We start from the raw sequence: 25,144 nt of genomic DNA on the forward strand, positions 1-25,144 counted from the left end.
AGTGCTTCAGGAATTTTTTCACAAACCTGCTTTACAAACCAAAATTACTAGTGTACTATTTAACTAACACACCAATACAACATTGAAAATACACATGTTCCAGCTTAGCAACAACCCGTGGAATTAATACTCCACCTATACCGATCCGCACAAGGAGGCTGTCATGAATTCAACCGCTCATAATGTTCAGGAGCCGTCAGGCCCTGCGCAAGAACAAACCGTACTGGAAATGCAAGGCGTCAGCAAATTGATAAAAGGGAAGGCCATTGTAGATAATCTAAGCTTCAAGATCCATAAGGGAGAGATTGTCGGGCTGCTGGGACCGAATGGCGCCGGCAAAACGACCACCATCCGGATGATGACCGGACTGATCCGCATGAGCGGGGGGGATGTTCTGATTCATGGACACAGCATCCGGAAGGAATTCAAACAGGCGATCTCACAGATCGGGGCGATCATTGAGAATCCTGAGTTCTATCCGCATATGACCGGGTACGACAACCTGCTGCAATATTTACGCATGAGTGATGGAGCCGGGGTATCACGGATCAAGGAGGTCGTGGAGCTGGTGGGGCTGCAGGAGGCGATGAACAAGAAGGTTCGGGCCTACTCCCTCGGTATGCGCCAGCGTCTGGGGATTGCTCAGGCCTTGCTCCACTCGCCGAAGCTGCTCATTCTGGATGAGCCGACTAACGGGCTGGACCCCGCCGGCATCCGGGAGATGCGCGACTATATGCGGAGAATAGCAGAGGTAGAGGGCATTGCCATTCTAATCTCCAGTCATATGCTGGCTGAGATTGAACAGATCTGTCACCGCGCGGTGGTCATTCAGAACGGGAAGCTTGTAACGGTGACACAGCTTACGGAAGTACCGGAGGCACGTAGTGAGGTAGCACTTACGATCCGGGTAGATAAGCTTGAAGCTGCACGGACTGTGGCCGGAGCCTTGCAGGGCGTCAAGGTCACTGGAGCGGATGAAGCTCATTCCGAGCTGCATGTACAGCTGCCGGATGGAGCCGTACCGGAGCTGGTGGCGGCACTTAGCGAAGCTAAGGTCGGGATATACCGGATTACTGAGAATAGACAAAGTCTGGAAGAGGATTTCCTGAAATGGACAGGGGGCAACCGCATTGCATAAATTTAATCTGCTTGTGCTGAATGAATGGCTCAAAATATCGAAGAAACGCAGCAATATCATTCCTTATGTCATCCTGCTGGTGCTGTCGCTGGCAGTGGGCTACATGACTCGTACATTTGCCGCTGATATGTATGCTTCAGCGGCAGACTTTACAGCGGATTCCCTGCAGCCCAGAGGCATTGGCCAGCTTCTGGCCATACTGGTGATCGTCGGGACAGCGGGGATTGTATCCAGGGAATACAGCCAGGGGACGATCAAATTTCTGCTGATCCGTGCCCGCAGCCGCACGGCGATTCTGGCCTCCAAATATGTAACTGTACTGCTCTATACACTTAGCATGCAGGTAGTTGCGACGGTGGGGCTTTTCCTCTCAGGAGCGGTCTTCTTCGGACTCAGCGGAGGGGAAGCGGGAATCGGTGAGATCCTAACCTCGCTGCTGTATTCAACTGTGTACTGCACCGTCTACGCTACGATCGGCTTCATGCTGGGGATTCTGACGAAATCGACTGGCGTAACCATTGGAGCAACCATCTTCGCCACCACCATCGACAAGCTGGTCATTTCCCGTGAGTTCTACAAATATGTGCTGTTCCCTAATCTTAATCTCGCAGCCTACAAGGATGGCGGTGCACCGATGCAGGGAATGACATTAACCTTCTCCATTATCCTGCTGTGCATCTACATGACGCTGTTCCTGCTTGCAGGCTTCGCCGTCTTCAGACGCAGGGATGTTGCTTGATGGGGATCGAATTCGATAATAACCAGCCGATTTATCTCCAGATCATGAATTACATCAAGGGAGAGATTATCACCGGCAAGCTGAAGCCTGGAGACAAGATTCCCTCTGTCCGTGAATTGGCCGCTGAACTGCAGATTAACCCGAATACCGTGCAAAGAACATTTCAGGAACTGGAGCGTGAGACCATCGTGGAGACCCGCCGCGGCATGGGCAGATATGTGACCGGAAGCGAAGAGACGATTCTGACCGTCAAGAAGGAGATGGCGCAGGATGTGCTGGACCGTTTTATCCGCGGAATGCAGGAGCTAGGCTTCCAGGGCGAAGAGATACTAACTGCAGTAGCAGAGAACATTCACCAGCGGGACCAAGAACAGGGGGAGTAAGAAGAGTGGACGATATACTTGACATTCAGAATGTAAGCAAACAGTTCGGCCCCAGACAGGCGCTGAACCAGGTCTCCTTCAAGCTGGGCAGCGGCACCATCACTGGCCTTCTGGGAAGTAACGGCAGCGGCAAAAGCACGCTCATGAAGCTGATCGCCGGACTCGCCTGGCCCGCCTCGGGCCGGATCTCAGTCCTCGGGATGCCCGTGGGCGTAGAGAGCAAGAAGCTCGTCTCCTTCATGCCGGATGTGCCGGTCACGGAGTCATGGATGAATATCGGGGATGCGCTGAGATTCCAGCAGGATTTCTACCCGGATTTCGATCAGGCCAAGGCACTGCGGATGCTGGATTTCATGAAGCTGCGTGCAGCGGATAAGGTGCGGACGTTATCCAAAGGGATGAACGAACGCCTGCAGCTGACATTAGCGCTCTCCCGCCGGGCCAGATTATACCTGCTCGATGAGCCGATTGGAGGCGTTGATCCGGTGGCACGGACCAAGATTCTGAATGCGCTGATGGAGTTCTATGAGGAGGACAGCAGTATTCTGCTCTCTACTCATCTGGTGACGGATATCGAACGGATCTTTGATGAGGTGATTTTCCTGAAGGAGGGGGAGATTGTGCTGCATCGTCCGGTGGAGGAGCTTAGACAAGAGCATGGGAAGAGTGTAGATGAGCTGTTCAGAGAGGTGTTTGCCGAATGCTGAAGCTATTAAAATATGATCTTAAACGCCGACAAGAACGCATTCTCGTCTTCATCGTCATTGCGTTGCTCGCTCAGGCCGGACTGTGGATCTCCAGTGCAAAGATAGACACGGGCTTGGCTTCCCTGAATCTGGTTATTTACTGCATCCTGGCCATCGCGATGATATTTATAGCGGTCACCGGATATTTCCGTAATCTTAAATCCTATCAGCGGCGGCTTCTGCCGGTTACAGCACTGCAGACGGTCCTGTCTCCCATGCTGCTGGCGCTGCTGTTGATTGGGGTGGTCATCCTCCTCGGCCTGGCCCATCTGGGAATCCTCAAGCTGCTGAACACGGTGGATTTACTGCCCGGCAATCTATGGACGGTTGGCTTCCGGGCATTGCTTCAATCGATCTGGTCTACCTTATTTCTAATGGTGATGGTGATGTTCTCCTTTACAGTAGCCTATAGTCTACGTATGAAGTGGAGAGTATGGCTTGGCATCGGCCTTCTGGTCCTGCTGCAGAACGGAATAGGTTATCTGGAGAAGCTGCTCTTTGACACCTACTTCATTGGTCTGGATATTGCCTTTAACTTCGAGATTTACACTGGAGAGCCCCAATCCGGCAGTGAATTTATTATACCATACCTTCCGGTTGATCTAAGGGCGCTGCTGTTTGAAGTGGCGGTGGTCTGCCTGATGATCTATGGAATGGTGGCGCTGGTGAAGAGAAGAATCGAAGTATAAAGCGAAGTGTAGCAGAGGGATAGCGCATCGTTCATAGTTCACGCAAGCAAGGCTCCTAATCAGCCTTGCTTGCGTTTGTGTGCATTATTGGGGATAGGATGGACTATAAGCCTTGCGCGCTTCTTCCGCTGGTCCAGAGCTCCAGCTCCCGCAGCAGCTGTTCTTCCTCTTCTTCCTGCAGGTCCAGTCTTACCCCGTACTGGTATTGCCCCAGACCGAACATCCAGCCCCAGCGGACACTGCCTTCGTACTGCAGCTTCTCTTCCGCCAGCTGAAAATGAATAATCAGCTTCGTATCCCCTGCGGTGAAGCGGAGGTTCAGCGACGTGCGGACCTTGCAGCCGGAGCGGCTAAGGTCAAGCAGAATACCTTCAGTCAATTTTCCCGCTCCCGGTCCCGAATTACTGGCGGGAATCTCAAGCCAGCAATCGATGGGCTGGTTCATTACATATCGGAATGGTTCTTTTCTGCTGGAGTCATCCATCATTTACCTCCGCTATTTTATTTGCTATTATATCGAAACGGCTACACTTGGACAATCTCCTAAAGTAGTATATTTAAAGATTTATATAGTATCTGTTATACCATACCTTTGCTCCAATACCCAGATAAAGAGGTGCTTAAACTATGTATCAATACCATAATGAAACCTTTAATGAGCATAATTTTGATTACGCAGCATTGCAGGATGGAGAAATAAACGGCTGCACCTTTGAGCGCTGCTCCTTTCGGGGAGCTTCAATGGAAGAGATGACCTCCACCGGCTGCCGGTTTGTCGATTGCGATTTCACCGGTGCCCTGCTGAATGCTTCGCTGCACACGGATGGCGCATTCACCAACTGCAAGTTCACCGGAGCGAATCTATTCGTGGCGAAGTTCGAGAACTGCAAGATGGTCGGATCGGATTTCGCCAATGCCTATATGGACGGAATCACACTTAGCGGAGGGGACTGGGCCTATACGAATCTGCGCCATCTGAATCTCAGCAGGCAGGATCTGCGGGGCATCCGGTTCACCGAGGCAGACATGCAGGGCTGCGATTTGCAAAAGGCGGATCTACGCGGGGCGGATTTAAGCCGGGTTCAGCTCGCTCAGTGCAAGCTTGCAGGGGCAGATCTGCGTGACGCCAAGCTGGAGGGGATTGACCTGAAGAGCCTGGAGCTCAAAGGAGTGCGGCTGGATGTGGAGCAGGCCGTGCTGCTGGCCCGTTCTATGGGAGCGAAGGTAGGGTAACGACTCAAGAAAAAACGGCTGGTGCCTGAAGCTGTATTATATTTCTGCCGGACTCTTCCGATAAAGAAATATCGACCCAGTTCGACATGTTGCCGCAAGATATCTTCAGTGGTCGGAAGCATGAACAAGGTCATCGGAAGAGGAGAGTGTACATGTCATTAAGTCTTCGCACTTTATTTTCAGCTGCATTTGCGGTTATTATCATTCTGCTCACGGCTATTCTCAGCTATGTGATCGGCAACCGCTCCACCACTTCTGTGGAAGTCAGTATCGGCAGCTCCCTGGCCGCAGAGGCCAATCAAATGTCCGAGAAGCTTGATCAGTTCATGTGGTCACGTTCCGGTGAAATAGAAGTTTTGAGTAAGCTGAATGCTTTTCAGGAGCCCGTTGAACAAGCAGAGGCCGGCAGATTGCTGAATCAGCTGAAGAAGAGTCTGCCGGTATTCACCTGGGTGGGCTTCCTGGATAAGACAGGGAATGTGGTTGCTTCCACGGATCAGATCTTGCAAGGAACGAATATCAGCCAGAGGCCTGTCTTTCAGCAGGCACTTAAGGGAACCTTCGTCGGGGATGTCCACGATGCGGTGCTGCTATCTAAGCTGCTGCAGAGTAAGACGGGGGAAGCCCTGCAGTTTGTTGATGTGAGTGTGCCGGTCATGGACAAGCAAGGACAGACAAGCGGCGTGCTGGCGGCACATCTTAGCTGGGAGTGGTCACGTGAGGTCGAGGCCTCCATTGTGAATCCGCTCAAGGAACGCCTTAAGGGCGTGGAAGTGTTCGTGGTCAGTAAGAAGGACGACACCATTCTATTGGGGCCAGAAGCGCTCACCGGCAAAAGAATGACGGCTGCGGTCCTGCAGCAGGCCCGCAGCGGTAAGAGCTCATACGCGATCGAACAGGATCGGGGCCGTGACTCCTATTTAACGGGATACGCCTATGGTGATGGCTACATGAACTACCCGGGCCTTGGCTGGACGGTCATTATCCGTCAGCCGGCAGACATCGCTTTTGCCTCAGTCCATCAGCTTGAACGCTTCATCCTGATCAGCGGTCTGCTGACCGCTGCGGCCTTCGCACTGATCGGCTGGCTGCTGGCCGGATGGATCAGCCGACCGTTGAGGGATATCACCCGTACAGCCGACCTGCTCAGCTCCGGTGCCGATGTGGAGATCCCGGCCTCTACCCGGTTCAAGGATGTGGCGATTCTGTCGGCCTCCCTGCGGAGCCTGGTGAACAACCTGACCAAGACAGAGACCAAGCTGAGCTATATGTCGGATATGGCGCTGCATGATAAGCTTACCGGCTTGCCCAACCGGGCAGCACTGGATGAGTTTTTGGCCCATGCGGTCAGTAAGGCCAAGCAGAAGCGGACGACACTAAGCTTTTTGTACATGGATCTGGACGGCTTCAAAAAAGTGAATGATAGCTTCGGCCATGCGGTTGGAGATGCCCTGCTGCAGGAGGTGGCCTTCCGGCTGATGGATTGTACGCGGGACAATGAGATCGTTGCCCGGCTGGGCGGGGATGAATTCGTGATTATTCTGAATACCTCGGCGGGCAAACCGATGAAGGAAGCGGAGGTGGTGGCTTCGCGGATTATCAGCAAGATCAACCAGCCGATTCTGATTAAAGGCGAGGAGCTTCGTGTAGGCTGCAGCGTAGGTGCTGCTGTATGGACTCCGGACGGCGGAGATACGATCGAGACCCTGCGGCTCGCAGACGAAGCGCTGTATATCTCCAAGCGGAGCGGGAAGAACCGGATTACCTTCGAGGCGGCATCTTAGGATCAGCAATCAACAGCAGACAGAAACAACAAACAACCTTTTAACGGCAGGACGGGGATGCTTCTCTTGTGCCGGAAAAAGGTTGTTTGACGTTATCTCATTACGTTCAGCGTAACCGCTTACGTGGATTAGACCATCTCTTTATCCACAGAAATCCTTCGTCATCCCGGAAAAACTTAATGCCTATCCAGCTCAGCGGTGTCCAAATTTCCTTGAAATAATATGAAGGCATAGTAAATTAGTCCCTCCGATATAGTTAATTATTACTAGTTTAAGCCAGGATGGAAGATTTAACAATACTTTTTTTTACATATAAATCCCATATTGTGCGTTCGCCCAGTTTTTTTGGGACTACAGGCATATGATGTAGAGGGATCAAAGCTGGGCATGTGCGTAAGAAAGGAGGGCTCCGGATGAGTGGAGGTCTGAGAACGTCAACGGCTACCATACTGGTGTTGTTTATTTTGCTGATTATTATCCTTAGCGTATTTTAGTGGAAGGGAATATAGTGGGTTATTGAAACAGTGCCGGTGCATCTGCTCCGGCGCTGTTTGCGTGCGTATAAGGTGCAGCTCACTTCCATATACATCATAACAGGGATAAGCACAGGCAGTTTGGCAGGGCGGGGCATTTAATATAGTAGGAAAGGAAGTGAAGCAATGACGAACTCCGAATTTATCGCCCGGATCGCTTCTTTCGCAGTAGCGGATATGCAGCGCACCCGTATCGCAGCTTCGCTGACGATTGCCCAGGCGGCACTGGAATCCGGCTGGGGAACGAGCGGCTTGACGCTGAAGGCAGGCAATCTGTTCGGCATCAAGGGCAGCGGGCCTGCGGGCAGCCTGGCGCTTCCGACAACGGAATACAGGAACGGCCAAGCTGTACAGGTGACTGCCCAGTTCCGTTCCTATCATAACTGGGGAGAATCTATAGCGGATCATTCCGCATTGATTACTGGGGGAGTGTCCTGGAACCCCAAGCTGTACAGCAAGGCTATTGGAGTCGACGGCAAAACAGCCGCCCGCGAGATTGCTGCTGCAGGCTACGCAACGGACCCGGGTTATGCGTCCAAGCTGATTCAGATTATGGATTCATATAACCTGTATCAATATGACGAGCTGAAGGAGGATGAAGAGATGTCAGCTGAAGATAAACAAAAAATTGCGGCGCTGGAAACCGAGCTGCGGGAACTGAAGGAGCTGCTGGCAGGGCTGTCTGTCAGCAGAGATACACTGAAGGCCGGCGTTCAAGAGCAGGGCCAGGCCATTAAAGGTGTCACGGAGCGGCTGGCGGTCATTGAGGGCCGCACAGTAATGAATGTGCCGGCCTGGGCTGAGCCTGCGGTACAGGCCGCGTCTGCCGCCGGTCTGTTGGATACGCCGTCAGGAGGCAGCTATGATTTCTACCGGATGCTGACCGTATTGAACCGCGCCGGTCTGCTGGTTACAAGCAAGGGGGTGTAGCCGTTATGTACAATGATGCACTTAACAATGTACTAGCTTTTGCATCCGTATTGGCGGTATTCGTTATGGCGCTGGTCCAGTTCGTCAAGAACAGCGTTAATCTTCCGCGCAACGTGGTTCCTGCTGTGGGGCTGGCCATCGGCCTGCTGGTAGGAGCGGCTGCGTACCCTTTTACAGACATGAATCTCATTCTTCGTCTATGGGCCGGAGGCTTGGCCGGATTATCGGCAACGGGGCTGTTTGAACTGGCGTTCAATAAGCGGAGCGGGACTACCAAAGAAGATTAGTAGAGCGGCGGCTTCAGGCGGTAATATAAGATGGGGAATAAGTAATGGTGATATCATCCAAGCGATTTAGAAGGAACGCGAATATATTAATTAAGAAGAAAGGAGGTGCTTGATATGGGAACTTATGTTGATGGAAGAACCTCGCAGAATGCTAGTTTTGCTAACTCTATTGCAATACCTATCCTAGTAATTAATACTCCGCAGCTGTTCGGGCAAATTGGGCTGATCACTGCAGGGGTAGGCACGAACCCTCGCGTAATACTAAAAGGAACCATTTCGTTGCAGCTTCCGCTTGCGCTGCTAGGCATAACTGTAACAATTGTTAGAGGAACACTACCAACTGACCCGCTGGTCTATTCCGCCACCTCTACCTTCAATCTTAGTGTTCTGGCTCCACAGATTATCACATTCTCTGCAGATGATTTCCTTCCGACAATTACTCCGCAGTTAACGTATACTGCGTTTGTCAGCTCGAACCTTCTGGGTACAATCCGTGTAGGTCCGGAGAGCTTCGATGGAATCCTGGTATCCGATTAAGCAATAGCATGGGACATCCTGGGCTGCCCGCAAGGAGGGCGGGCAGGATGCCCTTGTACATACGCCCCAAATTATGTCCGTTTCGCCCAATCTGATGAGGCAACCGGCTCATATGCTGTTCTGTAGTCAACATTATGAAGGAGGTAATCTCATGGGTGCAGATTGCGGATACGGTGGCAATGTAGGCGGCGTGAATACGTGTGGAGTAGGTCCCTGGACATCTACAGGTGCGATTCTGGTTCTTTATATCCTGCTCGTTATTATTCTGAGTGCCTGCTTCTACTAGGAGATCCAATCAGTCAGCGCAGTCCCGGCAATCCGGGACTGCGCTTGTTGCAGATGCAGGATGGACAAGCTATGCTGCATGACGGTAAATTTAAATTCGCCTTGCCCCGAATGGATGTGCGATAATAGAGGTCATTGTCTTCAGGGCAATTAGTGCTGGCATGAAAGAGGTGTACGATGGAAGAGAAGGAAAAGATATATGCCATCCTCAAGCGGATTGAAGCGGAACAGGCGGTTAATCAGGAGGTAATGGAACTCGAAGCCGAGGCCTTCGCCGATATTATGGAGGAGCTTATCGACAGCCGGATGGTGGAGAATATTAAGATCTCCCGGTCAGGCAGCGGGATCGTGACAGTCAGAACTACTGACATCAAATTGACCCGGCGTGGTCATGATTTTATTTTATTGAAGGAGTCCGGCCGAATTTGATCGGAAAATAGATGTCATTACCCGGCACTGTAAGAGGCCGGGCTATTTTTGTTGACTAGGGTCCCTGCTTGATGAATCAACGCTTAAGGCTATTTATTGCTGTATTTTTGCAGAATCCCTTTCTTCTCAAACAACAGATAGACGCGGTCCAGAATCGTTGCCAGTTCTGCCCGGGTAACAGGGGCGAGCGGTCTGTAGTATCCACGGGAATCGGCTGTAATAATCCTTTGGGAGTCCATCGCTGCAATGGCGTAAACCGGCAGAAAGGTGAAATCTCCAATTAGCGAGATAGATCCATTTTGGTATGTATAAAAAATCGCTGGGGAGAGCTCATCCCCGGGTATGTATGTATCCCATCTGGTGCCGGCCCTTGCTCTTTCTGTATCCATGTATTGATCCATAGCATTCTGAGTATTGAATTTTCTCAAGGGAATATCCTTGAATTTACTTAACCGCTGGTATAACTCTTTGTCAGGATCATCGGTATTCGTACCCTTGTCGAAATCTTCAGCGAATAATTGGTAGAGCATAGACGTTAGCTTGAGTCGTGTCAGCCGGGCTTCAGGTTGGAAGGTATACTTGCCTGTTGAAGGGTTTTGGGAAATCCCGCCGCCGCTGACCGCAGAGGAATTGTATAGCTCAGATATTTCTTTGTAGGCCCAGTGATCTTTGGGGACATCAAGGTAGCTGGTGACTTTTTGTTCATAAAATAAGGGCTTTACATTGGGTCGGTATTTATCGAATAGACGGTAGAGCATAACGGAGAACTCGGCCTTGGTAACCGTTGCTTCAGGTTTAAAGGTGCCGTCGGAATACCCTTTTAGCACATCGTTATCCGTCATGAAAAGAATGGATTCCATCGCCCAGGAATATTTCTGCTCGTTGACATCGGAGTACAAGCTTTGCGCACTTGCGGATGAAGACGGGGCAGAGCTGAGAAGCATCATGCTGATGACGGGGAAAAGGATTGTTTTTTTGAACATGGGACCTCCTGATCAATTGAATTCTTATGATGAATGCGGGAGCCCTAAGCTCCCTTACCCTAATGAACGGTATCACCATCATTCCTGAATTGTCAATAAATACGGGAGGTCCCATGCCGGAGACATAAGGAGGTTTACTTGGTTGTAATCTCCGACAACGCCTTGTCCATCTGCGTTTCATTCGATTGTACGGCTTCGCTGTCCACAGCATCAATTCCGCGGAAGACATTCTTAGTGTTCTGATAAAAGTCAAAGGCAAACTTCTTAATAGCCTCACCGTCAGGGTGATTGCGCTCAACAACGGTAGCCTTGAACAGGTTCGTCAGCATGTATCCGGCATCCTCGCTATGCGCGAGATAATTCCCGGCGGTGTACTCCTCCACGATCTGGGATTCAAAATCCTTAAGCTCCACAGCCGACGGAGTGTACGATTTCGCCAAAACTTCCGCGGCATCTGCTTTTTGCGTGGCCTCCGTATCCGTAGTCGCGATTTGCTGGATCGCAGATTCCCAGTTCACGGACGCCTTCCCGGTGGAGGGTTCAGTGGCTGGTGCTGACGTGGGTTGCGCTGCTGTCGGCTGTGCTGTCCCGGCGGGAGTTGGGGTGGCCTGATTAGCCGAAGTGTTGCAGCCTGCGGTCAGTCCAATGGCACCGCTGAATAGGGTGACTAGGGCGAGGGACGACATCTTTTTATACAAGGACTTCTTCATAGCGGTTCCTCCTGAATCTATCTGATATTCCTATACTATATATGTAACCTTGTCCGGACGGATTGAATTTATTCGCTAATGTGACTAATAGATATGTATATTTGTCAAGATCGACAAGGTCAAATGATGTAGAATAATAAATTGGATTCTGGTACAATCTATATATTAAGTTTGAAGGAGCGGAGCACATGGATAATGATTTGGTGCAGGTATTAAGATCCGTTTTTCGCGAAGAATTGGAGCCCGTTAAGGCGGAATTAGGAACCGTCAACGAGCGTTTGGATCGAATAGAGACAGAGCAGCAGAACATGAAACAAGATCAGCAGACAATAAAACAAGATCTGCAAACAATGATGCAAGATCAGGAACAGATTAAACGTGCTGTGCTGGAAACAAACGAGCGACTCATCAACGTGGAGTCTTTATTGGAGAATCAGCACAGAATTATCGAACTGCTCTCAGCGCGCTCCATTGAGCAGGAAGCCAAACTGAAGCGGATTATATAACTATATACACAGCAAGCCCACGTATCTTGATTTCAAGGCGGGGGCTTTTTTTGCGTAAAACAAAAATCGAGGCTCCCTTTCGGGAGCCTCTTTCATGGGAGAGGAGAAACCGGACGAAGAGCTTATGGGGAAACGTAAGCCTGCTCCGCGGTTGTCTACGACATTTTGTGATGTCGATAATTACAGGATGACCCGGATGCGGGAGTTTTATACATTTGCTTGCGAATATTCTTCTGCTCCGCATTGTGACAAAGTCGGACAATCTTTTTATTTCATGGAATAATTGTGGTACTATAGGCTTGGACTTATGCCCTGTAACGGCATAGTAATGTAGAGACAAAAGCTAAAAAGCAGGTGGATGATCGGTGAGAGTCATATCGGGAAGTGCAAAAGGCAGGCCGCTTAAAAGTGTTCCAGGCAATGGCACACGGCCTACTACCGATAAAGTAAAGGAAGCGTTATTCAGTATGATCGGGCCTTATTTTGAAGGAGGTACAGTGCTTGATCTGTATGCCGGTACCGGAGGCCTGGGAATTGAAGCCCTAAGCAGAGGGATGGAAGCTGCGGTGTTTGTGGACATGGAACAGAAGGCGATTGACACGGTGCGTGCGAACCTGAAGGCGGCCCGGCTGGAAGCGCAGGCTGAGGTCTACCGCAATGATGCGGGAAGAGCGCTTGGTGCACTCGGGAAGCGGGGGAGAGCATTTGATCTTGTTTTTCTGGACCCGCCTTACCGTATGAAGCATGGAGACGAGCTGATGGTTACGCTGGCGGACAAGCTGCTGCTGAACCCTGATGCAGTGATCGTGCTGGAGCATGAATCGGGGTATACCTATCCCGAGGATATACCGGGGTTCGTTAGAACGAAGCAATCTGTCTATGGAGAGGTTACGATCTCTATCTACCGGTATGAAGCTGCTGTTCCAGAGGCTGCCGCAAGCGGCAAGGAGGTTAATGATGAGTCTGCAAATTAGAAAAGAACGTGTCGCTATCTATCCGGGAACCTTCGATCCGGTTACGCTGGGCCATATGGACATTATTCACCGGGCCGCCAAGCAGTTCGACAGGCTGATTGTGGCGGTGCTGAACAACCTGAGCAAGAATCCGTTGTTCTCGGTCGAGGAACGGACAGAGCTTCTGCGTCAGGCGACAGCAGATATACCGAATGTTGAAGTGGACAGCTTCCGTGATCTCCTGGTTAACTATGTGAGGCAAAAGGATGCGCAGGTTATTGTCCGGGGAATCCGGACCGTTACGGATTTTGAATATGAGCTGCAGAATGCTTCCATTAATCATAACCTTGACCCTGAAGCGGAAACTATATTTATGATGACTAATCCGAGATACTCCTACCTTAGCTCCAGTGTGGTGAAGGAGATTGCCCACTTCGGCGGGAAGGTCTCGGATTTTGTAACCCCTGAGGTGGAGCAGGCCATGAAGCTGAAGTTCAGCCGGATGGACGGCGGCTCGAAGTAAACAGCTTTACGGCAGCAGACAGCAACAGCAGCAGCATAACAAGCAGGGTCTGAAGTCCCAGGATCTGTGGGGCCAGAGTCCATATTCTCAGTGAAGTGCCTATGTCTTGTAGCTGTACGGCCGGGGGTGAGCCGGCTAGAACGGGCAGCACCGCAGACTGAATATGGAGCAGCGGTGTCCACAGCAGGAGTGTGAAAGCAAAGGCAAATAGTCCATGCAGCAGCCTGACTGCGGTGAACGGAAGGAAGTGGACATTCGCTGCCTTCAGCACAGTCAGTGCCTGGAGCTGGGCGCAAATGCCGCTCCAGGCCAAGCCGGCCGACAGCAGTGCCGGGCCAAGAAGACCGCCTATTAGGAAGCCTTCAAGTCCTGCTGCGGCCGAAGTCATTGACCGGGCTCCGAGATGAATCTCAAGCATGCTTGCTGTAACCAGATTCGGCAGCCATGGCAACAGTCTGGTAACAATACTTACAACAACTGCGAACATAATCATGTAGCCGCCTATAATCATCAGGCTCTGTACGGCGGAGGATACGGATTCACCGAGCACCTTGCCGAAGCCCCGTCCATCCCTTGAACGGGCATCCGCTGCTGCCTGATGGATACGCCGTGGCAAGGATGCTTTTTTGCTGCGGGGGCGGCTGCCCGTCAGGCTGGAATCACTTTCTTTCGGAACTTGCGGAAGGACTTGCGGAAGCGGAATAGGTGAAGTTATCTTACGGGAGCCATTGAAGCAGGCGGATAGAATACCTGCGGCTATCCCTGACAGCCAGTGGATGGCCAGCAGGGCATACCCGGCGGCTGGACTGTGCAGGAAGGCTGTCCCGACTACAATAAGCAGTGTGACCGGACTGGCATAATGCACGATAGCCGCCAGCCGTCCGGCCTCCTTGTCCGTAATGTCCCCCTGCTTGTGCAGCTGCATCACTCCTCCGGCTCCTGCCGGGAAGCCGGCGGTAAGGCCGAGCACCAGCGTCCAGCCGCCCGCCCCGGGAAGCCGGAAGCAACGCTTCATCAGCGGCTCCAGCAGGACGCCGATACCATGCACGAAGCCGGATGCGCTCAGCATCTCTGAGAGGATCAGGAAGGGCAGTAGCGCCGGAAAGACCAGGGTCCACCAGAGCGTAAGGCCCGTAAGTGAAGCCTTGAATGAGGCTTCAGGTGCTATGATTATTGCTATAGCTAGCAGAATGGCTGCAGCCCCGGGTATAAATGGAGCTGAACCCGAAAGGAAGCGTCTGGATCTAAAGTTTATCATTAGAGTTATCCCCTCTTCATAGCTTAGGACATGGGCAGATCTTGTTATCAATTTATGCAGGGGAGACAACCATCATGCCACAGCCGGAGTGAAGCTTCAGGCTAAGGTACCACATTCTAAGTGCCGGGGTATCATCCGCAGGAAAGAAGGGGAAGAGACTTGAGGCAGTACAAACGCCGGGTAGGCATCCGCGCTTCAGCCTATTTATTTTCATTCGTGGTCATTCTCTATGTTGTCGTCTTTATGAACACGCCTTACATTGTATATCAGCCGGGAAGCGCCTCCGAGGTGGCACCGATGATCAAGGTTGAGAATGCCGATCCGCAGGAGCAGGGAACCTTCATGATGACCACGGTCTCTGCAAGCTATGCGAATGTGGCTCTTCTAATCGCTTCTGTGTTCAACTCGAATGCCGAGGTAGTATTGAAAGAAACCCGTCTGCAGGATAAGACAGAGCAGGAGTATGCTGCGGAGCAGGTATTCTATATGAATAGTTCGCAGTCCTATGCCGTGCAGGCGGCCTATCATGCGGCAGGTGTACCTTATGAGGATGTCGTGGATTATCTGTATGTGTTCTCGGTACCAGAGACTGCTAATCAGGACCGGTTCAAGCCGGGGGACAAACTCATCAGTGTAGGCGGACAAAAGGCAACCGATCCGGCCGCGCTGTCCAAATTGCTGTCGGTTCATCAGATTGGAGATAGCGTGGAGGTATCGCTCCAGCGTGACGGCAAAGAGATCAAGGAGCAGGTCAAGCTGGTGGGGGTCAAGGATAAAGAAGCTGCGGTTGCCCGGCCGGGCTTTGGAGTCGTTATTGGTGCGGTTCAAAAAGTGGAGCCTAAGCAGGAAGGCAAAGCCGTCAGCTTCGTGGATACTAACGTGGGCGGACCCTCTGCCGGTCTGATGTTCACCATGGAAATCTACAACCGGCTTACGCCGGGGGATCTCACTAAGGGCCGGAAGGTAGCAGGCACGGGTACGATAGATCCCGAGGGGAACGTGGGGCCAATCGGCGGTGTGAAGCATAAGATTGTAGCGGCCGATCGCAAGGGGGCGGAGATCTTCTTCGTTCCGCTTAAGAACTACGACGAGGCCAAGGCAAAAGCGGATCAGATCGGCACGAATATGAAGCTGGTTCCTGTCTCAACCCTACCCGATGCCCTGAAATACATGGAGGAGCTGCCGGTCATTAAATCCTGACCGGCGGCTCAAGATAATCACTGTACAGATCGCTGCGCAGCGGGTCGGCATAAGCCCCGGCGAACACGGCAGCCGCCTGGAGGTCCCGCTCCAGCATGGGATGGGTGCACCGGGCCGGGCTTATAATCACCGGAAGCGCCGCTGTCTGCTTCATCTGCTTCAGCAGCTCCCGGCCGCTCTCGCGGAAGCCAAGAACTCTTATGTAGCCGGGACCCCGGGAGAGAACGGAGGGGGACAGCTCTGTTTTGCTGTGGTTCAGCAGGGTGTGAAGCAGCAGACGCTGGAGCCTGGTAAGGGTATACCGTTTGCTCTTAAGCTCCTGCAGCAGACCGCCGACTGTGAACTTATCCAGCTGGCGCATGCTTCGGAGCAGCCGGTTCTCCAAGCCCTCGTTCATATCCTGCACTGTGTGCAGCTCCGCAGCGGAGCGCGTATAGAGCACATGGCGCAGCGGCCCGGCGAAGTCTTCTAGCCCTACCGGGCCCCGGCCTGCGTCACGCTCCCGCTCCAAGATGGACAGGGCGTACTCCGGCATGTAAGCCGCCGGTGATCCGCCCTCCTGCAGCAGCCTGCGGATGGCTGTTGCACTCGCAATGGCCGACCCGCCCTCCAGCGGGTCGTGGAAGCCCGCGCCGGTACGCGGCACGGTCAAGGGCCTGATCACGCTGCCCAGCCGCCGCAGCGCGATCAGGTAGTGCAGGCCGAGGCTGTTGTTGGGCTGCCGTAATATATCTTCGGCATCTTCCGGTGTCTCCTCTCCCAGGAAAGAGGCCTTCCAGGCCGCCGCCGCCGCTGCGCTGTAGGCGGCGGGGAATCCCGCGCCCTCAGAGAGGCGCGCGCGGATCTCCTCCTTAAGCGCGCTGCTCTCTTCGGCCAGGAAGCCGGCCAGAGGCAGCAGCACGCCCAAAGTGCCTGCTTCGGAGCCGAAGCACAGGCTGTCGACGACGCCGGTCGCCTCCAGCAGGGACATCGCTCCGAAGGCGAACCATTCCGCCGGCTGGACGGCGTACGCCACCGGCAGCTCAATGACCAGATCGGCGCCCATGTGCAGCGCCATCTCGGTACGGGCGCGCTTGCTGACCGCCGCCGGCTCGCCGCGCTGGGTGAACGGTCCGCTCATAATGACAACGGAGCGGTCCGCTCCCGATATTCTTTTGGCCTCGGTGAAATGATGGACATGCCCGTTATGTAAAGGGTTATATTCGGCTATAATACCTACAGTTGCCACAGTTGCTTCACGCCCCATTCTGGAAGATATATTGTATATCATAAATTGTCACGCTCCCTGAAACAATATAAAGGGAAAATGGTTGACAAACTCAGGGAATAATAGGTATAATAAATTTTGTTTGTTTGGAGTGATAAGAATGAACATTCACTTTCGCAAATTAGCGAATGCCGACGAGCCTCTGGTCCTCCACGAAGTTGTGGATGTCAGCGGGGTTGTCACAGGGCGCAAGGATATACTTGCTGTTGCACCACTCTCAGTAGACCTTAAAGCGCTGCCCGCGGGAACCGATAGTGTGAACGTGGTGGGAACACTGAACGGAGAAGTGGACATGTTATGTTCACGTTGTCTCGTTGAGGTCAAGAGTAAGCTGAACATTCCTTTCGCTGAGACCTTCAAGTGGCTTAAGCAGCCAATTCTTCCGGAAGATGAAGATGAGGAACTCATTTACATCAAAGATGAGATTGTGGATCTTATCCCGTATGTGGAAGAAAATTTCGTACTGCACTTACCGGATTCGGTATTGTGCAAGGCAGACTGTCTTGGTCTTTGTCAGAAATGCGGACAGAACTTGAACGAAGGCACCTGCAGTTGCGACAACACAGTGATCGATCCAAGACTCGCTGCGTTGAAAGGATTCTTTACCAAGCAAGATGACTAAGAACAAATCCCGAGGAATTGGGTTACAACAAAATCAGGAGGTGTCTAACAATGGCAGTACCACAACGCAGAACGTCCAAGACTCGCCGTGACAAGCGTCGTACTCACTTTAAACTGGTTGTTCCAGGTATGGTGAAATGCGAACAATGCGGAGAGCTGAAGCTTGCTCACCACGTATGTAAAGTTTGCGGAACATACAAAGCAAGAGAAATCATCAAACAATAGTTTGCACATAAGAGTAGCACTTCATCTGCCGGTGGAGTGCTATTTTTATGTGAAAATAAAGCTGGGGCAGAGCTTATATGCCTTGCGCTGCGCGGGTTTTCAGGCGCTTTTCAAGCCAAAGCTTTATTTTTGCGCCGGCATGCTTTATACTACATATTAGTACCTGGTTCTAATTGATAAGGTAGAACAGAGAGATATGATTACAGCGGCCACTCTTACGGGCCGGAAAGCTGCACATCAGGCCTGTGCCGGGAGGTGAGCCGCTATCGAGCGGATGTCCAAGAAGGAACGTCAGCAGCAGCTGCTGGCTATAATAGAAGGGAACCCGTTTGTAACGGACCGGGAATTGACCCGCCAGCTGAAGGTGAGTATCCAGACGATCCGGCTGGACCGGCTGGAGCTGGGGATTCCCGAGCTGCGTGAGCGGATGAAGCAGATGGCGGAGCATTCCTATGATCAGGTGCGTTCCCTGCCAGCTGATGAAGTGGTCGGTGATATTGTGGATCTGCAGCTGGATAAGAGCGGGATTTCGATCTTCGAGATCCGCGGTGAGCATGTGTTCTCTCGCAACGGGATTGCCCGTGGCCACTACGTCTTCGGCCAGGCGAATTCGCTGGCAGTAGCCATAATTAATGATGAGATTGCCTTAACGGCTTCGGCCGACATCCGGTTTGTGCGCATGGTCCGGCTGGGTGAGAAATGCATTGCCAAGGCGCAGGTGCGCTCACTTGCGGGCCGGAACGGCAAGGCTGAAGTGGATGTATTTACATATGTCGGAGAAGAGCTGGTATTTCAAGGCCATTTTATAGTGTATCGTTCAGCAACTGAAGAGTACAGCGAAGGGGGAAACCGGAGTGCGGATCGCCATTGATGCCATGGGCGGGGATAATGCTCCTGAATGTAACGTGGAAGGCGCGCTGGCAGCGGCTTCGGAGTGGAAGGACATAGAGATCATACTGGTCGGTGATGAAGCGCGGCTTGAGCCGCTGCTGAAGACTAAGCCTTCTAACGTTACCGTACGTCATGCGGGGGATGTGATCGGTTCGGATGAAGAGCCGGTGAAGGCAGTCCGCCGCAAAAAGGACTCATCCATGGTCGTAGCCGGACGGATGGTCCGCGAGGGTGAGGCCGATGCCATGATCTCCTCTGGGAATACCGGAGCATTGATGACTACAGGACTTCTGGTAGTCGGAAGAATGGAAGGGATCGAGCGGCCGGCGCTGGCTCCGATGATTCCGACGCTGGATGATGTCGGTGTGCTGGCCCTGGATCTTGGCGCCAATATGGATGCCAAGCCGCAGCATCTGGCACAGTATGCCCAGATCGGCAGCATATACCGTAACAAAGTGCACGGCATTGCGAAGCCCCGGGTAGGCCTGCTGAACGTCGGGACTGAGCCGGGCAAAGGCAATGAATTGACCAAGGAAGCCTATCCGCTCCTGGAGGCGCTGCAGGGCATTCATTTTGTCGGCAATGTAGAAGCGCGGGATGTGCTCACCGGAAGCTGCGATGTGCTGGTCTGTGACGGCTTCGCCGGTAATATACTTCTGAAGACGCTGGAAGGAACAGCCGGCGCAATGTTCTCTCTGCTGAAGGAGCAGTTCAGCAAATCGCTTAAGACGAAGCTGGGGGCGGCGATCCTGATGCCGGAGCTTAGAAGCCTGAAGGGCAAGATGGATTATAAGGAACATGGCGGAGCGCCGCTGCTTGGTCTTAGCGGCCTGGTAGTCAAGGGGCATGGTTCGTCCGACGGCAATGCGGTGAAGAATGCGGTAAGACAGGCACGGATTGCCCTGAAGGCGGATCTGGTGCCTAGTATATCGAAGGAAATTAGCGGGAAGTGAGTGAAGACATGAGACAATTACGTCCGGTAGGAATTATTGGGACTGGGAAATATGTGCCTGAGAGAATATTAACCAACAGCGATCTGGAGAAGATCGTCGAAACGAATGATGAATGGATTGTCAGCCGCACAGGAATCAGGGAACGGCATATTGCGGCCCCGGAGCAGGCTACCTCTGATCTGGCCTATGAAGCGGCCCTGAAGGCACTGGAATCCGCAGGCATGAAGGCCGAGGAGCTCGATCTGATTATTGTCGCTACAGTTACACCTGACAGTGCTTTCCCATCCACAGCCTGCATTCTTCAGGACAAGCTGGGGGCCAAGAACGCAGCTGCCTTTGACCTGTCGGCAGCCTGCTCCGGGTTCGTTTACAGCCTGGCTACAGCCACGGGCTTTATCCAGAATGGAATGTATAACAATGCGCTGGTGATCGGTGCGGATACGCTGTCACGTATTACAGACTATACAGACCGCAACACCTGCGTGCTGTTCGGTGACGGTGCCGGTGCGGTTATCGTCGGCGAGGTTCCGGAAGGACGCGGCTTCCAGTCCTTCGATCTTGGGGCGGAAGGCTCTGGCGGCAGCCTGCTTAATCTGGAAGCGGGCGGCTCACGTCTCCCGGCTTCCCAGCAGACCGTAGAAGACAAGAAGCACTTCATCTATATGAATGGCCGCGAGGTCTTCAAGTTCGCAGTTCGCGTCATGGGATCGGCTACGGAGCGTGTGCTTACCAAGGCGGGATTGTCTAAGGAGAATATCGACTTGTTCGTGCCGCATCAGGCCAACATCCGTATTATTCAATCCGCTATGCAGCGTCTGGATCTGCCGCCGGAGAAGGTTGTAGTCAACGTTGATAAATACGCGAATACCTCCGCTGCCTCCATTCCGCTGGCGCTTGTAGAAGCAGCCGAGGAAGGCCGGATGAAGGCAGGCGATGCAGTGCTTATGGTCGGCTTCGGCGGCGGACTTACCTGGGGCGCTTCTGTGCTGATCTGGTAAGAATCGGGGCATTACTAGTGAATAATCGGAATTAATAATAGCAACGATGCAGCTCTTCTCAGGCGTTATGTGCCCGGCGGAGCTGCAGCTAACGGGAAGGAGCTTTAACCCTCATGAGCAAAATCGCATTTGTCTTTCCCGGTCAGGGTGCACAGGCAATCGGTATGGGTAAGGATGTATATGAAGCATTGCCTCAGAGCCGTGCAATCTTTGAAAAGGGTGACGAGGTGCTTGGGTTTCCGCTGAGCGGGCTTGTATTTGAAGGGCCGGACAGCGAGCTTAAGCAGACGGTGAACACGCAGCCGGCACTGGTTACAGCCAGTGTGGCTTATCTGGAAGCGCTAAGCGGCCTCCAGGTTACGCCGGATTATGTGGCAGGCCACAGTCTTGGCGAATATAGCGCTCTTGTGGCAGCCGGTGTGCTGTCCTATGAAGATGCTGTAAGGCTGGTCCGCCTGCGCGGACAATTCATGGAAGAAGCAGTTCCCGGAGGACAGGGGGCTATGGCAGCGGTGCTTGGAGCAGACCGTGAGGCGCTTACGGAATTATGCCGCAGTATTACAGCAGCGGGTACTCCCGTTGAACTGGCGAATGTCAATTGTCCGGGACAGATTGTGGTGTCCGGTTCCGTAGCCGGTGTAGATGAGGTGGTCAAGCGTGTGAAGGAAGCCGGGGGCAAACGGGCGATTCCGTTGGAGGTTAGCGGCCCGTTCCACTCCTCATTAATGAAGGGTGCGGCTGAGCGGCTGGCTGCTGAGCTCGAGAAGGTAACCTTCAATGCTCCTGCTATGCCGGTAGTGGTCAATGTCACCGCTGCTCCGGTGACAGACCCTGAAGAAATCCGCAAGCTGCTGGTAGAACAGGTATATTCTCCGGTACTCTGGCAGGATAGCGTGGAATGGCTCATAGGTGCAGGTGTAGATACTTTTGTAGAGATTGGCTCCGGCAGTGTGCTGGCTGGCCTGATCCGCAAGATTGACAGGAAGGTCAAGGTTGTGAATATCAACAGTCTGGAGAGCGTGCAGGCTGGCTGGTAAGCAGCTTGGCCTAACCGCAGCCGCATGATTATCGAAGGGGGACAACATAGCATGTTTGCAGCACTAAAAGGTCAGACCGCCCTTGTAACCGGAGGGTCCCGGGGGATCGGCCGCAGCATTGCCTTGGCACTCGCTGCTCATGGCGTGAAGGTCGCGGTGAACTATTCCGGCAGCCTTCAGGCGGCTGAAGAGACCGTGGCCCGGATTCACGAGCTGGGCTCGGAAGGAATCGCTCTGCAGGGGAATGTCGGCCGCAGCAGTGACGCCGAGAACCTGGTCAAAGAGGTTATCCAGACCTGGGGGAAAATCGATATCCTGGTGAACAATGCGGGCATTACCCGGGACAATCTGATCATGCGTATGAAAGAGGAAGAATTCGATCAGGTCATCGAGACGAATCTGAAGGGCGTCTTCAACTGCCTGAAGGCAGTAACCCGCCCGATGATGAAGCAGCGTTATGGCCGGATCATCAATATTTCCTCGGTTGTGGGCGTGACGGGGAATCCCGGACAGGTGAATTATACCGCTGCCAAGGCAGGGGTAATCGGCATGACGAAGTCTGCGGCCCGCGAGCTGTCTTCACGTGGAATCACAGTGAACTGCATCGCGCCAGGCTTCATTGATACCGACATGACCCGCGAGTTGTCCGATGAGGTTCGCAGCGAGCTAATCAAGGGGATTCCCTTGGGAGAGCTTGGGCGGGCGGAGGACATTGCGAATGCGGCGGTATTCCTGGCTTCGGAAGGGGCAGCTTACATGACAGGCCAGACGCTTCATGTGGATGGCGGAATGTACATGTAAGGCTTCGCAGGGCGTTAGATCGTTACGGGTGAAGATGGACAGAGGCGGCCAGGGCAGCGTTTTTTATGCTCTATGGTATTTTGACTTCATATCTCGTATAATACCAAAAGAGGAGGTGAACCGGATGTCCGATGTATTGGAGCGTGTAACACGCATTGTCATCGACCGCTTAGGTGCCGATGAAGCAGAGGTAACATTAGAAGCGTCTTTCAAAGATGATTTAGGTGCTGATTCTCTTGATGTTGTAGAATTGGTAATGGAATTGGAAGATGAATTCGACATGGAAATCTCTGATGAAGATGCAGAGAGAATTACGACCGTGGGTGAAGTTGTGAAGTACATACAATCTCATACCTAGAGTCATATGATTGAGGGTCCCGTTCCTGCCAGGGCGGGACTTCTCCTCATTTTACAGTGATAATAACAGAACCGCAGATTAACTAATCCTGCGGCGACTGCAGTTTATATAGACATCTGGTATGTTTGCGTTTACACATTGTAGAGGTACACAGCCTATAGACGGGGTGATTATGTTTGAATCATAGAGTAGTTGTAACTGGTATGGGTGTAATGACTTCGCTGGGTAAGGATCTTGAGACGTTCTGGGATAGCCTCATGAGCGGCAAGTCCGGAGTATCCCTGGTTGAAGCTTTTGATGTCAGTGAATATCCAACAAGAATTGCTTCCTCGGTCAAGGATTTCGATGCGGAAGCACGCTTCGGCCGCAAGGAAGCCCGCAAGATGGACCGGTTCGTACAATTCGCAGTTGCTGCCGGTGAAGATGCGCTGAAGGACAGCGGACTTACGATCGGTGAAGATATCGATGCAGAGCGGATCGGGGTATCTGTCGGCTCTGGAATCGGCGGCCTCGGCACATGGGAAGATAACCACAACCTGCTGCTCGAAAAAGGCCCGAAGCGGGTCAGCCCGTTCTTCATTCCGATGATGATTGCCAACATGGGCTCCGGCCAGCTGTCGATCAATCTCGGGGCCAAGGGACCGAATACAACGACAGTGACCGCTTGTGCAACAGGCAGCCACTCCATCGGAGAATCCTTCCGTCTGATCCAGCGCGGTGATGCGGATGCGATGATCTGCGGCGGTGCGGAAGCCACCATTCGTCCTACAGGAATGGCAGGCTTTTGTGCAATGAGAGCCATGTCTACCCGCAATGACGAGCCGGAGAAGGCCAGCCGCCCGTTTGATGTGGACCGTGACGGCTTTGTCATGGGCGAGGGTGCGGGAATCCTGATTCTCGAGTCCCTGGAACACGCCGAGAAGCGCGGAGCCAAGATCTATGCCGAAGTCATCGGATACGGTCTCAGCGCCGATGCCCACCACATGACGGAGCCTGATCCTGACGGTGCAGCACGCTGCATGAAGATGGCGATCCGTGATGCCGGTATTAATCCTGAGGATATCGACTACATCAATGCGCATGGTACATCTACACCGGTAGGCGATAAATCTGAGACAGCCGCTGTGAAGAAGGCGCTCGGAGAGCATGCGTACAAGGTTGCGATCAGCTCAACCAAATCGATGACAGGCCACTTGCTTGGCGCTGCCGGCGGGGTGGAAGCGATTATCTGCGGGCTGTCCCTGCAGAAGGGTATGATTGCCCCTACCATCAATTTGGACAACCCTGACCCGGATTGCGATTTGGACTATGTTCCGAATGTGCCACGTCAGGCGGAGCTGAATATCGCGATGTCGAATTCCTTCGGATTCGGGGGACATAACGCGACCGTTATTCTCAAAAAATATAATAAGTAAGGGGAGACAGTGCAGTGAAAGGAGACCTGAAGCAGTTACAAAGCCAACTTCAAATCCAATTTCACGATCCTGTACTTCTGAAGCAGGCTTTCACCCATGCATCTTATGTGAACGAACACCGGTTCAATCAGCATCAGGACAACGAGCGCCTGGAGTTCCTGGGTGATGCGGTGCTTGAGCTGACGGTGTCCGAATATCTGTATAATCTGCTCCCGGACAGGCCCGAGGGAGAATTGACCAAGCTGCGTGCTGCGATTGTCTGTGAGCCGTCGCTGGTCCGGTTCGCCGAGACCTTGGGCTTCGGGCGGTATGTACTGCTGGGAAAAGGGGAAGAGCTTACGGGCGGACGTACCCGCCCGGCTCTGCTGGCTGATGTGTTCGAAGCCTTCGTGGGAGCGCTCTATCTCGATCAGGGACTGGAGACGGCCCGGAGATTCCTGGATAATCACGTATTTCCGCTGGTGGAAACCGACGGTAAGCTGCAAATGCAGATGAGCGACTTCAAGACAGAGCTTCAGGAACTGATACAGCATCATGGGATGGGTACGCTGGAATATCGGATTATTGAAGAACGCGGACCGGCGCATGAGCGTGAGTTCGTCTCAGAAGTATATATGGCCAGCCGTTCACTCGGCAGCGGCAGCGGCCGCTCCAAGAAGGAAGCGGAGCAGCAGGCAGCGGCAGCGGCGTTATTGCTTCTGAAGGAAGATGGTGCCTGAAGGCACATATGAA

33 protein-coding genes are annotated in these 25,144 nt (G+C 52.9%); 28 read left to right on the plus strand and 5 right to left on the minus strand.

Translation table 11 applies throughout. The features are described 5' to 3' along the window. Positions 1–163: 163 nt before the first annotated feature. The 5 genes from NYE26_RS13020 to NYE26_RS13040 are packed head-to-tail and all read left to right on the plus strand — an operon-like array spanning position 164 to position 3,695. Positions 164–1,138 carry an ABC transporter ATP-binding protein gene (locus NYE26_RS13020; RefSeq protein ID WP_339256336.1) on the plus strand — a complete coding sequence of 325 codons (975 nt, stop codon included), beginning with the start codon at positions 164–166 and terminating at the stop codon, positions 1,136–1,138. Continuing rightward, complete coding sequence (locus tag NYE26_RS13025; RefSeq protein WP_339256338.1) at positions 1,131–1,877, plus strand: ABC transporter permease; 747 nt, start codon at positions 1,131–1,133, stop codon at positions 1,875–1,877. Before NYE26_RS13020 ends, NYE26_RS13025 begins: the two co-directional genes overlap by 8 nt. Continuing rightward, positions 1,877–2,260 carry a GntR family transcriptional regulator gene (locus tag NYE26_RS13030; protein WP_339256340.1) on the plus strand — a complete coding sequence of 128 codons (384 nt, stop codon included), beginning with the start codon at positions 1,877–1,879 and terminating at the stop codon, positions 2,258–2,260. Before NYE26_RS13025 ends, NYE26_RS13030 begins: the two co-directional genes overlap by 1 nt. Positions 2,261–2,265: 5 nt before the next feature. Then, on the plus strand, positions 2,266–2,967 hold the full coding sequence (locus NYE26_RS13035; protein WP_339256342.1) for an ABC transporter ATP-binding protein: 702 nt from the start codon (positions 2,266–2,268) through the stop codon (positions 2,965–2,967). Next, positions 2,961–3,695 (plus strand): hypothetical protein, encoded by a 735-nt coding sequence (locus NYE26_RS13040; protein WP_339256343.1) that lies wholly within the window; start codon positions 2,961–2,963, stop codon positions 3,693–3,695. The genes NYE26_RS13035 and NYE26_RS13040 overlap by 7 nt, the downstream gene beginning before the upstream one ends. 103 nt (positions 3,696–3,798) lie before the next feature. On the opposite strand, the gene NYE26_RS13045 is transcribed toward NYE26_RS13040, so the two are convergent. Continuing rightward, complete coding sequence (locus tag NYE26_RS13045; RefSeq protein ID WP_235191988.1) at positions 3,799–4,140, minus strand: PilZ domain-containing protein; 342 nt, start codon at positions 4,138–4,140, stop codon at positions 3,799–3,801. A 182-nt stretch (positions 4,141–4,322) separates the two neighbouring features. Between NYE26_RS13045 and NYE26_RS13050 the strand changes: the two genes are divergently transcribed. The 8 genes from NYE26_RS13050 (at position 4,323) to NYE26_RS13085 (ending at position 9,713) form a co-directional block, all read left to right on the plus strand. Further along, the gene (locus NYE26_RS13050) at positions 4,323–4,928 is read left to right on the plus strand and encodes a pentapeptide repeat-containing protein (RefSeq protein ID WP_339256346.1); all 606 of its coding nucleotides are present in this window, start codon (positions 4,323–4,325) and stop codon (positions 4,926–4,928) included. 152 nt (positions 4,929–5,080) lie between these two features. After that, a complete protein-coding gene (locus NYE26_RS13055; RefSeq protein ID WP_339256348.1) occupies positions 5,081–6,712 on the plus strand; it encodes a diguanylate cyclase in 1,632 nt (543 codons plus the stop codon). A gap of 413 nt (positions 6,713–7,125) precedes the next feature. Further along, positions 7,126–7,206 (plus strand): YjcZ family sporulation protein, encoded by an 81-nt coding sequence (locus NYE26_RS13060; RefSeq protein WP_245368211.1) that lies wholly within the window; start codon positions 7,126–7,128, stop codon positions 7,204–7,206. Between the two features lie 165 nt (positions 7,207–7,371). Further along, a complete protein-coding gene (locus NYE26_RS13065; protein ID WP_339256350.1) occupies positions 7,372–8,175 on the plus strand; it encodes a glucosaminidase domain-containing protein in 804 nt (267 codons plus the stop codon). A 5-nt stretch (positions 8,176–8,180) separates the two neighbouring features. Continuing rightward, positions 8,181–8,462: a holin gene (locus NYE26_RS13070; protein WP_036728921.1), complete on the plus strand. Its 282-nt coding sequence runs from the start codon at positions 8,181–8,183 to the stop codon at positions 8,460–8,462. A gap of 114 nt (positions 8,463–8,576) precedes the next feature. After that, entirely contained in the window at positions 8,577–8,999 is a 423-nt protein-coding gene (locus tag NYE26_RS13075; protein WP_339256352.1) for a hypothetical protein, read from the plus strand. A 151-nt stretch (positions 9,000–9,150) separates the two neighbouring features. Beyond that, positions 9,151–9,285: a hypothetical protein gene (locus tag NYE26_RS13080; protein ID WP_268748465.1), complete on the plus strand. Its 135-nt coding sequence runs from the start codon at positions 9,151–9,153 to the stop codon at positions 9,283–9,285. A gap of 176 nt (positions 9,286–9,461) precedes the next feature. Then, on the plus strand, positions 9,462–9,713 hold the full coding sequence (locus NYE26_RS13085) for a hypothetical protein (protein ID WP_036728915.1): 252 nt from the start codon (positions 9,462–9,464) through the stop codon (positions 9,711–9,713). Between the two features lie 89 nt (positions 9,714–9,802). On the opposite strand, the gene NYE26_RS13090 is transcribed toward NYE26_RS13085, so the two are convergent. Further along, positions 9,803–10,696, minus strand: coding sequence for an S-layer homology domain-containing protein (locus NYE26_RS13090; RefSeq protein ID WP_339256355.1), 894 nt, complete (start codon positions 10,694–10,696; stop codon positions 9,803–9,805). 134 nt (positions 10,697–10,830) lie between these two features. Next, positions 10,831–11,406, minus strand: a complete 576-nt coding sequence (locus tag NYE26_RS13095; protein WP_339256357.1) for a hypothetical protein — start codon at positions 11,404–11,406, stop codon at positions 10,831–10,833. 188 nt (positions 11,407–11,594) lie between these two features. Between NYE26_RS13095 and NYE26_RS13100 the strand changes: the two genes are divergently transcribed. The 4 genes from NYE26_RS13100 to coaD all read left to right on the plus strand — a co-directional run bounded on the left by NYE26_RS13100 (position 11,595) and on the right by coaD (position 13,388). Then, a complete protein-coding gene (locus tag NYE26_RS13100) occupies positions 11,595–11,912 on the plus strand; it encodes a hypothetical protein (protein WP_339256359.1) in 318 nt (105 codons plus the stop codon). 94 nt (positions 11,913–12,006) lie between these two features. After that, positions 12,007–12,195, plus strand: coding sequence for a single-stranded DNA-binding protein (locus tag NYE26_RS13105; protein WP_143803648.1), 189 nt, complete (start codon positions 12,007–12,009; stop codon positions 12,193–12,195). A gap of 82 nt (positions 12,196–12,277) precedes the next feature. Continuing rightward, entirely contained in the window at positions 12,278–12,886 is a 609-nt protein-coding gene (rsmD, locus tag NYE26_RS13110) for a 16S rRNA (guanine(966)-N(2))-methyltransferase RsmD (RefSeq protein WP_339256361.1), read from the plus strand. After that, positions 12,870–13,388: a pantetheine-phosphate adenylyltransferase gene (gene coaD, locus NYE26_RS13115; RefSeq protein WP_339256363.1), complete on the plus strand. Its 519-nt coding sequence runs from the start codon at positions 12,870–12,872 to the stop codon at positions 13,386–13,388. Before rsmD ends, coaD begins: the two co-directional genes overlap by 17 nt. Here coaD and NYE26_RS13120 read toward each other — a convergent pair. Beyond that, positions 13,360–14,646, minus strand: coding sequence for a nucleoside recognition domain-containing protein (locus NYE26_RS13120; RefSeq protein ID WP_339256365.1), 1,287 nt, complete (start codon positions 14,644–14,646; stop codon positions 13,360–13,362). The two genes, coaD and NYE26_RS13120, sit on opposite strands and share 29 nt — an antisense overlap. 159 nt (positions 14,647–14,805) lie before the next feature. Between NYE26_RS13120 and NYE26_RS13125 the strand changes: the two genes are divergently transcribed. Continuing rightward, positions 14,806–15,846, plus strand: a complete 1,041-nt coding sequence (locus NYE26_RS13125; RefSeq protein ID WP_339256367.1) for a SepM family pheromone-processing serine protease — start codon at positions 14,806–14,808, stop codon at positions 15,844–15,846. Here the strand turns inward: NYE26_RS13125 and NYE26_RS13130 are convergent. After that, the gene (locus NYE26_RS13130) at positions 15,836–17,074 is read right to left on the minus strand and encodes a nucleotidyltransferase family protein (protein WP_339257465.1); all 1,239 of its coding nucleotides are present in this window, start codon (positions 17,072–17,074) and stop codon (positions 15,836–15,838) included. The genes NYE26_RS13125 and NYE26_RS13130 overlap by 11 nt on opposite strands. Positions 17,075–17,213: 139 nt before the next feature. Between NYE26_RS13130 and NYE26_RS13135 the strand changes: the two genes are divergently transcribed. From NYE26_RS13135 to rnc, 10 genes are all read left to right on the plus strand, one after another. Then, on the plus strand, positions 17,214–17,735 hold the full coding sequence (locus NYE26_RS13135; protein WP_339256369.1) for a DUF177 domain-containing protein: 522 nt from the start codon (positions 17,214–17,216) through the stop codon (positions 17,733–17,735). Positions 17,736–17,785: 50 nt separating this feature from the next. Continuing rightward, positions 17,786–17,959, plus strand: a complete 174-nt coding sequence (rpmF, locus tag NYE26_RS13140) for a 50S ribosomal protein L32 (protein ID WP_019911234.1) — start codon at positions 17,786–17,788, stop codon at positions 17,957–17,959. Between the two features lie 274 nt (positions 17,960–18,233). After that, the gene (gene fapR, locus NYE26_RS13145) at positions 18,234–18,830 is read left to right on the plus strand and encodes a transcription factor FapR (RefSeq protein WP_339256371.1); all 597 of its coding nucleotides are present in this window, start codon (positions 18,234–18,236) and stop codon (positions 18,828–18,830) included. After that, entirely contained in the window at positions 18,814–19,803 is a 990-nt protein-coding gene (gene plsX, locus NYE26_RS13150) for a phosphate acyltransferase PlsX (RefSeq protein ID WP_339256373.1), read from the plus strand. Before fapR ends, plsX begins: the two co-directional genes overlap by 17 nt. An 8-nt stretch (positions 19,804–19,811) precedes the next feature. After that, positions 19,812–20,801 (plus strand): beta-ketoacyl-ACP synthase III, encoded by a 990-nt coding sequence (locus NYE26_RS13155; RefSeq protein ID WP_155991613.1) that lies wholly within the window; start codon positions 19,812–19,814, stop codon positions 20,799–20,801. A 113-nt stretch (positions 20,802–20,914) separates the two neighbouring features. After that, positions 20,915–21,838, plus strand: a complete 924-nt coding sequence (fabD, locus tag NYE26_RS13160) for an ACP S-malonyltransferase (RefSeq protein WP_036728885.1) — start codon at positions 20,915–20,917, stop codon at positions 21,836–21,838. A gap of 51 nt (positions 21,839–21,889) precedes the next feature. Next, a complete protein-coding gene (gene fabG, locus NYE26_RS13165; RefSeq protein WP_036728883.1) occupies positions 21,890–22,639 on the plus strand; it encodes a 3-oxoacyl-[acyl-carrier-protein] reductase in 750 nt (249 codons plus the stop codon). Between the two features lie 124 nt (positions 22,640–22,763). Next, complete coding sequence (gene acpP, locus NYE26_RS13170) at positions 22,764–22,997, plus strand: acyl carrier protein (RefSeq protein ID WP_036694165.1); 234 nt, start codon at positions 22,764–22,766, stop codon at positions 22,995–22,997. A 176-nt stretch (positions 22,998–23,173) separates the two neighbouring features. Then, the gene (gene fabF, locus NYE26_RS13175) at positions 23,174–24,412 is read left to right on the plus strand and encodes a beta-ketoacyl-ACP synthase II (protein WP_081751295.1); all 1,239 of its coding nucleotides are present in this window, start codon (positions 23,174–23,176) and stop codon (positions 24,410–24,412) included. Positions 24,413–24,426: 14 nt separating this feature from the next. After that, on the plus strand, positions 24,427–25,131 hold the full coding sequence (rnc, locus tag NYE26_RS13180; protein ID WP_036728876.1) for a ribonuclease III: 705 nt from the start codon (positions 24,427–24,429) through the stop codon (positions 25,129–25,131). The last annotated feature ends 13 nt before the right edge of the window (positions 25,132–25,144 follow it).

It is taken from the genome of Paenibacillus sp. FSL P2-0136 (genome assembly GCF_037975325.1).
GTDB lineage: Bacteria > Bacillota > Bacilli > Paenibacillales > Paenibacillaceae > Paenibacillus_AQ > Paenibacillus_AQ silagei.

What these genes read in the sequence shown, in the direction of transcription:
- NYE26_RS13030 (WP_339256340.1), top strand. Translation starts at nt 1,877, where the DNA reads ATGGGGATCGAATTCGATAATAACCAGCCGATTTATCTCCAGATCATG.
- NYE26_RS13055 (WP_339256348.1), top strand. Translation starts at nt 5,081, where the DNA reads ATGTCATTAAGTCTTCGCACTTTATTTTCAGCTGCATTTGCGGTTATT.
- NYE26_RS13155 (WP_155991613.1), top strand. Translation starts at nt 19,812, where the DNA reads ATGAGACAATTACGTCCGGTAGGAATTATTGGGACTGGGAAATATGTG.
- NYE26_RS13135 (WP_339256369.1), top strand. Translation starts at nt 17,214, where the DNA reads ATGAACATTCACTTTCGCAAATTAGCGAATGCCGACGAGCCTCTGGTC.
- fabG (WP_036728883.1), top strand. Translation starts at nt 21,890, where the DNA reads ATGTTTGCAGCACTAAAAGGTCAGACCGCCCTTGTAACCGGAGGGTCC.
- fabD (WP_036728885.1), top strand. Translation starts at nt 20,915, where the DNA reads ATGAGCAAAATCGCATTTGTCTTTCCCGGTCAGGGTGCACAGGCAATC.
- acpP (WP_036694165.1), top strand. Translation starts at nt 22,764, where the DNA reads ATGTCCGATGTATTGGAGCGTGTAACACGCATTGTCATCGACCGCTTA.
- NYE26_RS13045 (WP_235191988.1), bottom strand. Translation starts at nt 4,140, where the DNA reads ATGAACCAGCCCATCGATTGCTGGCTTGAGATTCCCGCCAGTAATTCG.
- NYE26_RS13090 (WP_339256355.1), bottom strand. Translation starts at nt 10,696, where the DNA reads ATGTTCAAAAAAACAATCCTTTTCCCCGTCATCAGCATGATGCTTCTC.
- NYE26_RS13080 (WP_268748465.1), top strand. Translation starts at nt 9,151, where the DNA reads ATGGGTGCAGATTGCGGATACGGTGGCAATGTAGGCGGCGTGAATACG.
- NYE26_RS13075 (WP_339256352.1), top strand. Translation starts at nt 8,577, where the DNA reads ATGGGAACTTATGTTGATGGAAGAACCTCGCAGAATGCTAGTTTTGCT.
- fapR (WP_339256371.1), top strand. Translation starts at nt 18,234, where the DNA reads ATGTCCAAGAAGGAACGTCAGCAGCAGCTGCTGGCTATAATAGAAGGG.
- NYE26_RS13100 (WP_339256359.1), top strand. Translation starts at nt 11,595, where the DNA reads ATGGATAATGATTTGGTGCAGGTATTAAGATCCGTTTTTCGCGAAGAA.
- NYE26_RS13065 (WP_339256350.1), top strand. Translation starts at nt 7,372, where the DNA reads ATGACGAACTCCGAATTTATCGCCCGGATCGCTTCTTTCGCAGTAGCG.
- NYE26_RS13060 (WP_245368211.1), top strand. Translation starts at nt 7,126, where the DNA reads ATGAGTGGAGGTCTGAGAACGTCAACGGCTACCATACTGGTGTTGTTT.
- NYE26_RS13120 (WP_339256365.1), bottom strand. Translation starts at nt 14,646, where the DNA reads ATGATAAACTTTAGATCCAGACGCTTCCTTTCGGGTTCAGCTCCATTT.
- NYE26_RS13085 (WP_036728915.1), top strand. Translation starts at nt 9,462, where the DNA reads ATGGAAGAGAAGGAAAAGATATATGCCATCCTCAAGCGGATTGAAGCG.
- rpmF (WP_019911234.1), top strand. Translation starts at nt 17,786, where the DNA reads ATGGCAGTACCACAACGCAGAACGTCCAAGACTCGCCGTGACAAGCGT.
- NYE26_RS13105 (WP_143803648.1), top strand. Translation starts at nt 12,007, where the DNA reads ATGGGAGAGGAGAAACCGGACGAAGAGCTTATGGGGAAACGTAAGCCT.
- NYE26_RS13020 (WP_339256336.1), top strand. Translation starts at nt 164, where the DNA reads ATGAATTCAACCGCTCATAATGTTCAGGAGCCGTCAGGCCCTGCGCAA.
- NYE26_RS13050 (WP_339256346.1), top strand. Translation starts at nt 4,323, where the DNA reads ATGTATCAATACCATAATGAAACCTTTAATGAGCATAATTTTGATTAC.
- NYE26_RS13040 (WP_339256343.1), top strand. Translation starts at nt 2,961, where the DNA reads ATGCTGAAGCTATTAAAATATGATCTTAAACGCCGACAAGAACGCATT.
- NYE26_RS13095 (WP_339256357.1), bottom strand. Translation starts at nt 11,406, where the DNA reads ATGAAGAAGTCCTTGTATAAAAAGATGTCGTCCCTCGCCCTAGTCACC.
- coaD (WP_339256363.1), top strand. Translation starts at nt 12,870, where the DNA reads ATGAGTCTGCAAATTAGAAAAGAACGTGTCGCTATCTATCCGGGAACC.
- NYE26_RS13070 (WP_036728921.1), top strand. Translation starts at nt 8,181, where the DNA reads ATGTACAATGATGCACTTAACAATGTACTAGCTTTTGCATCCGTATTG.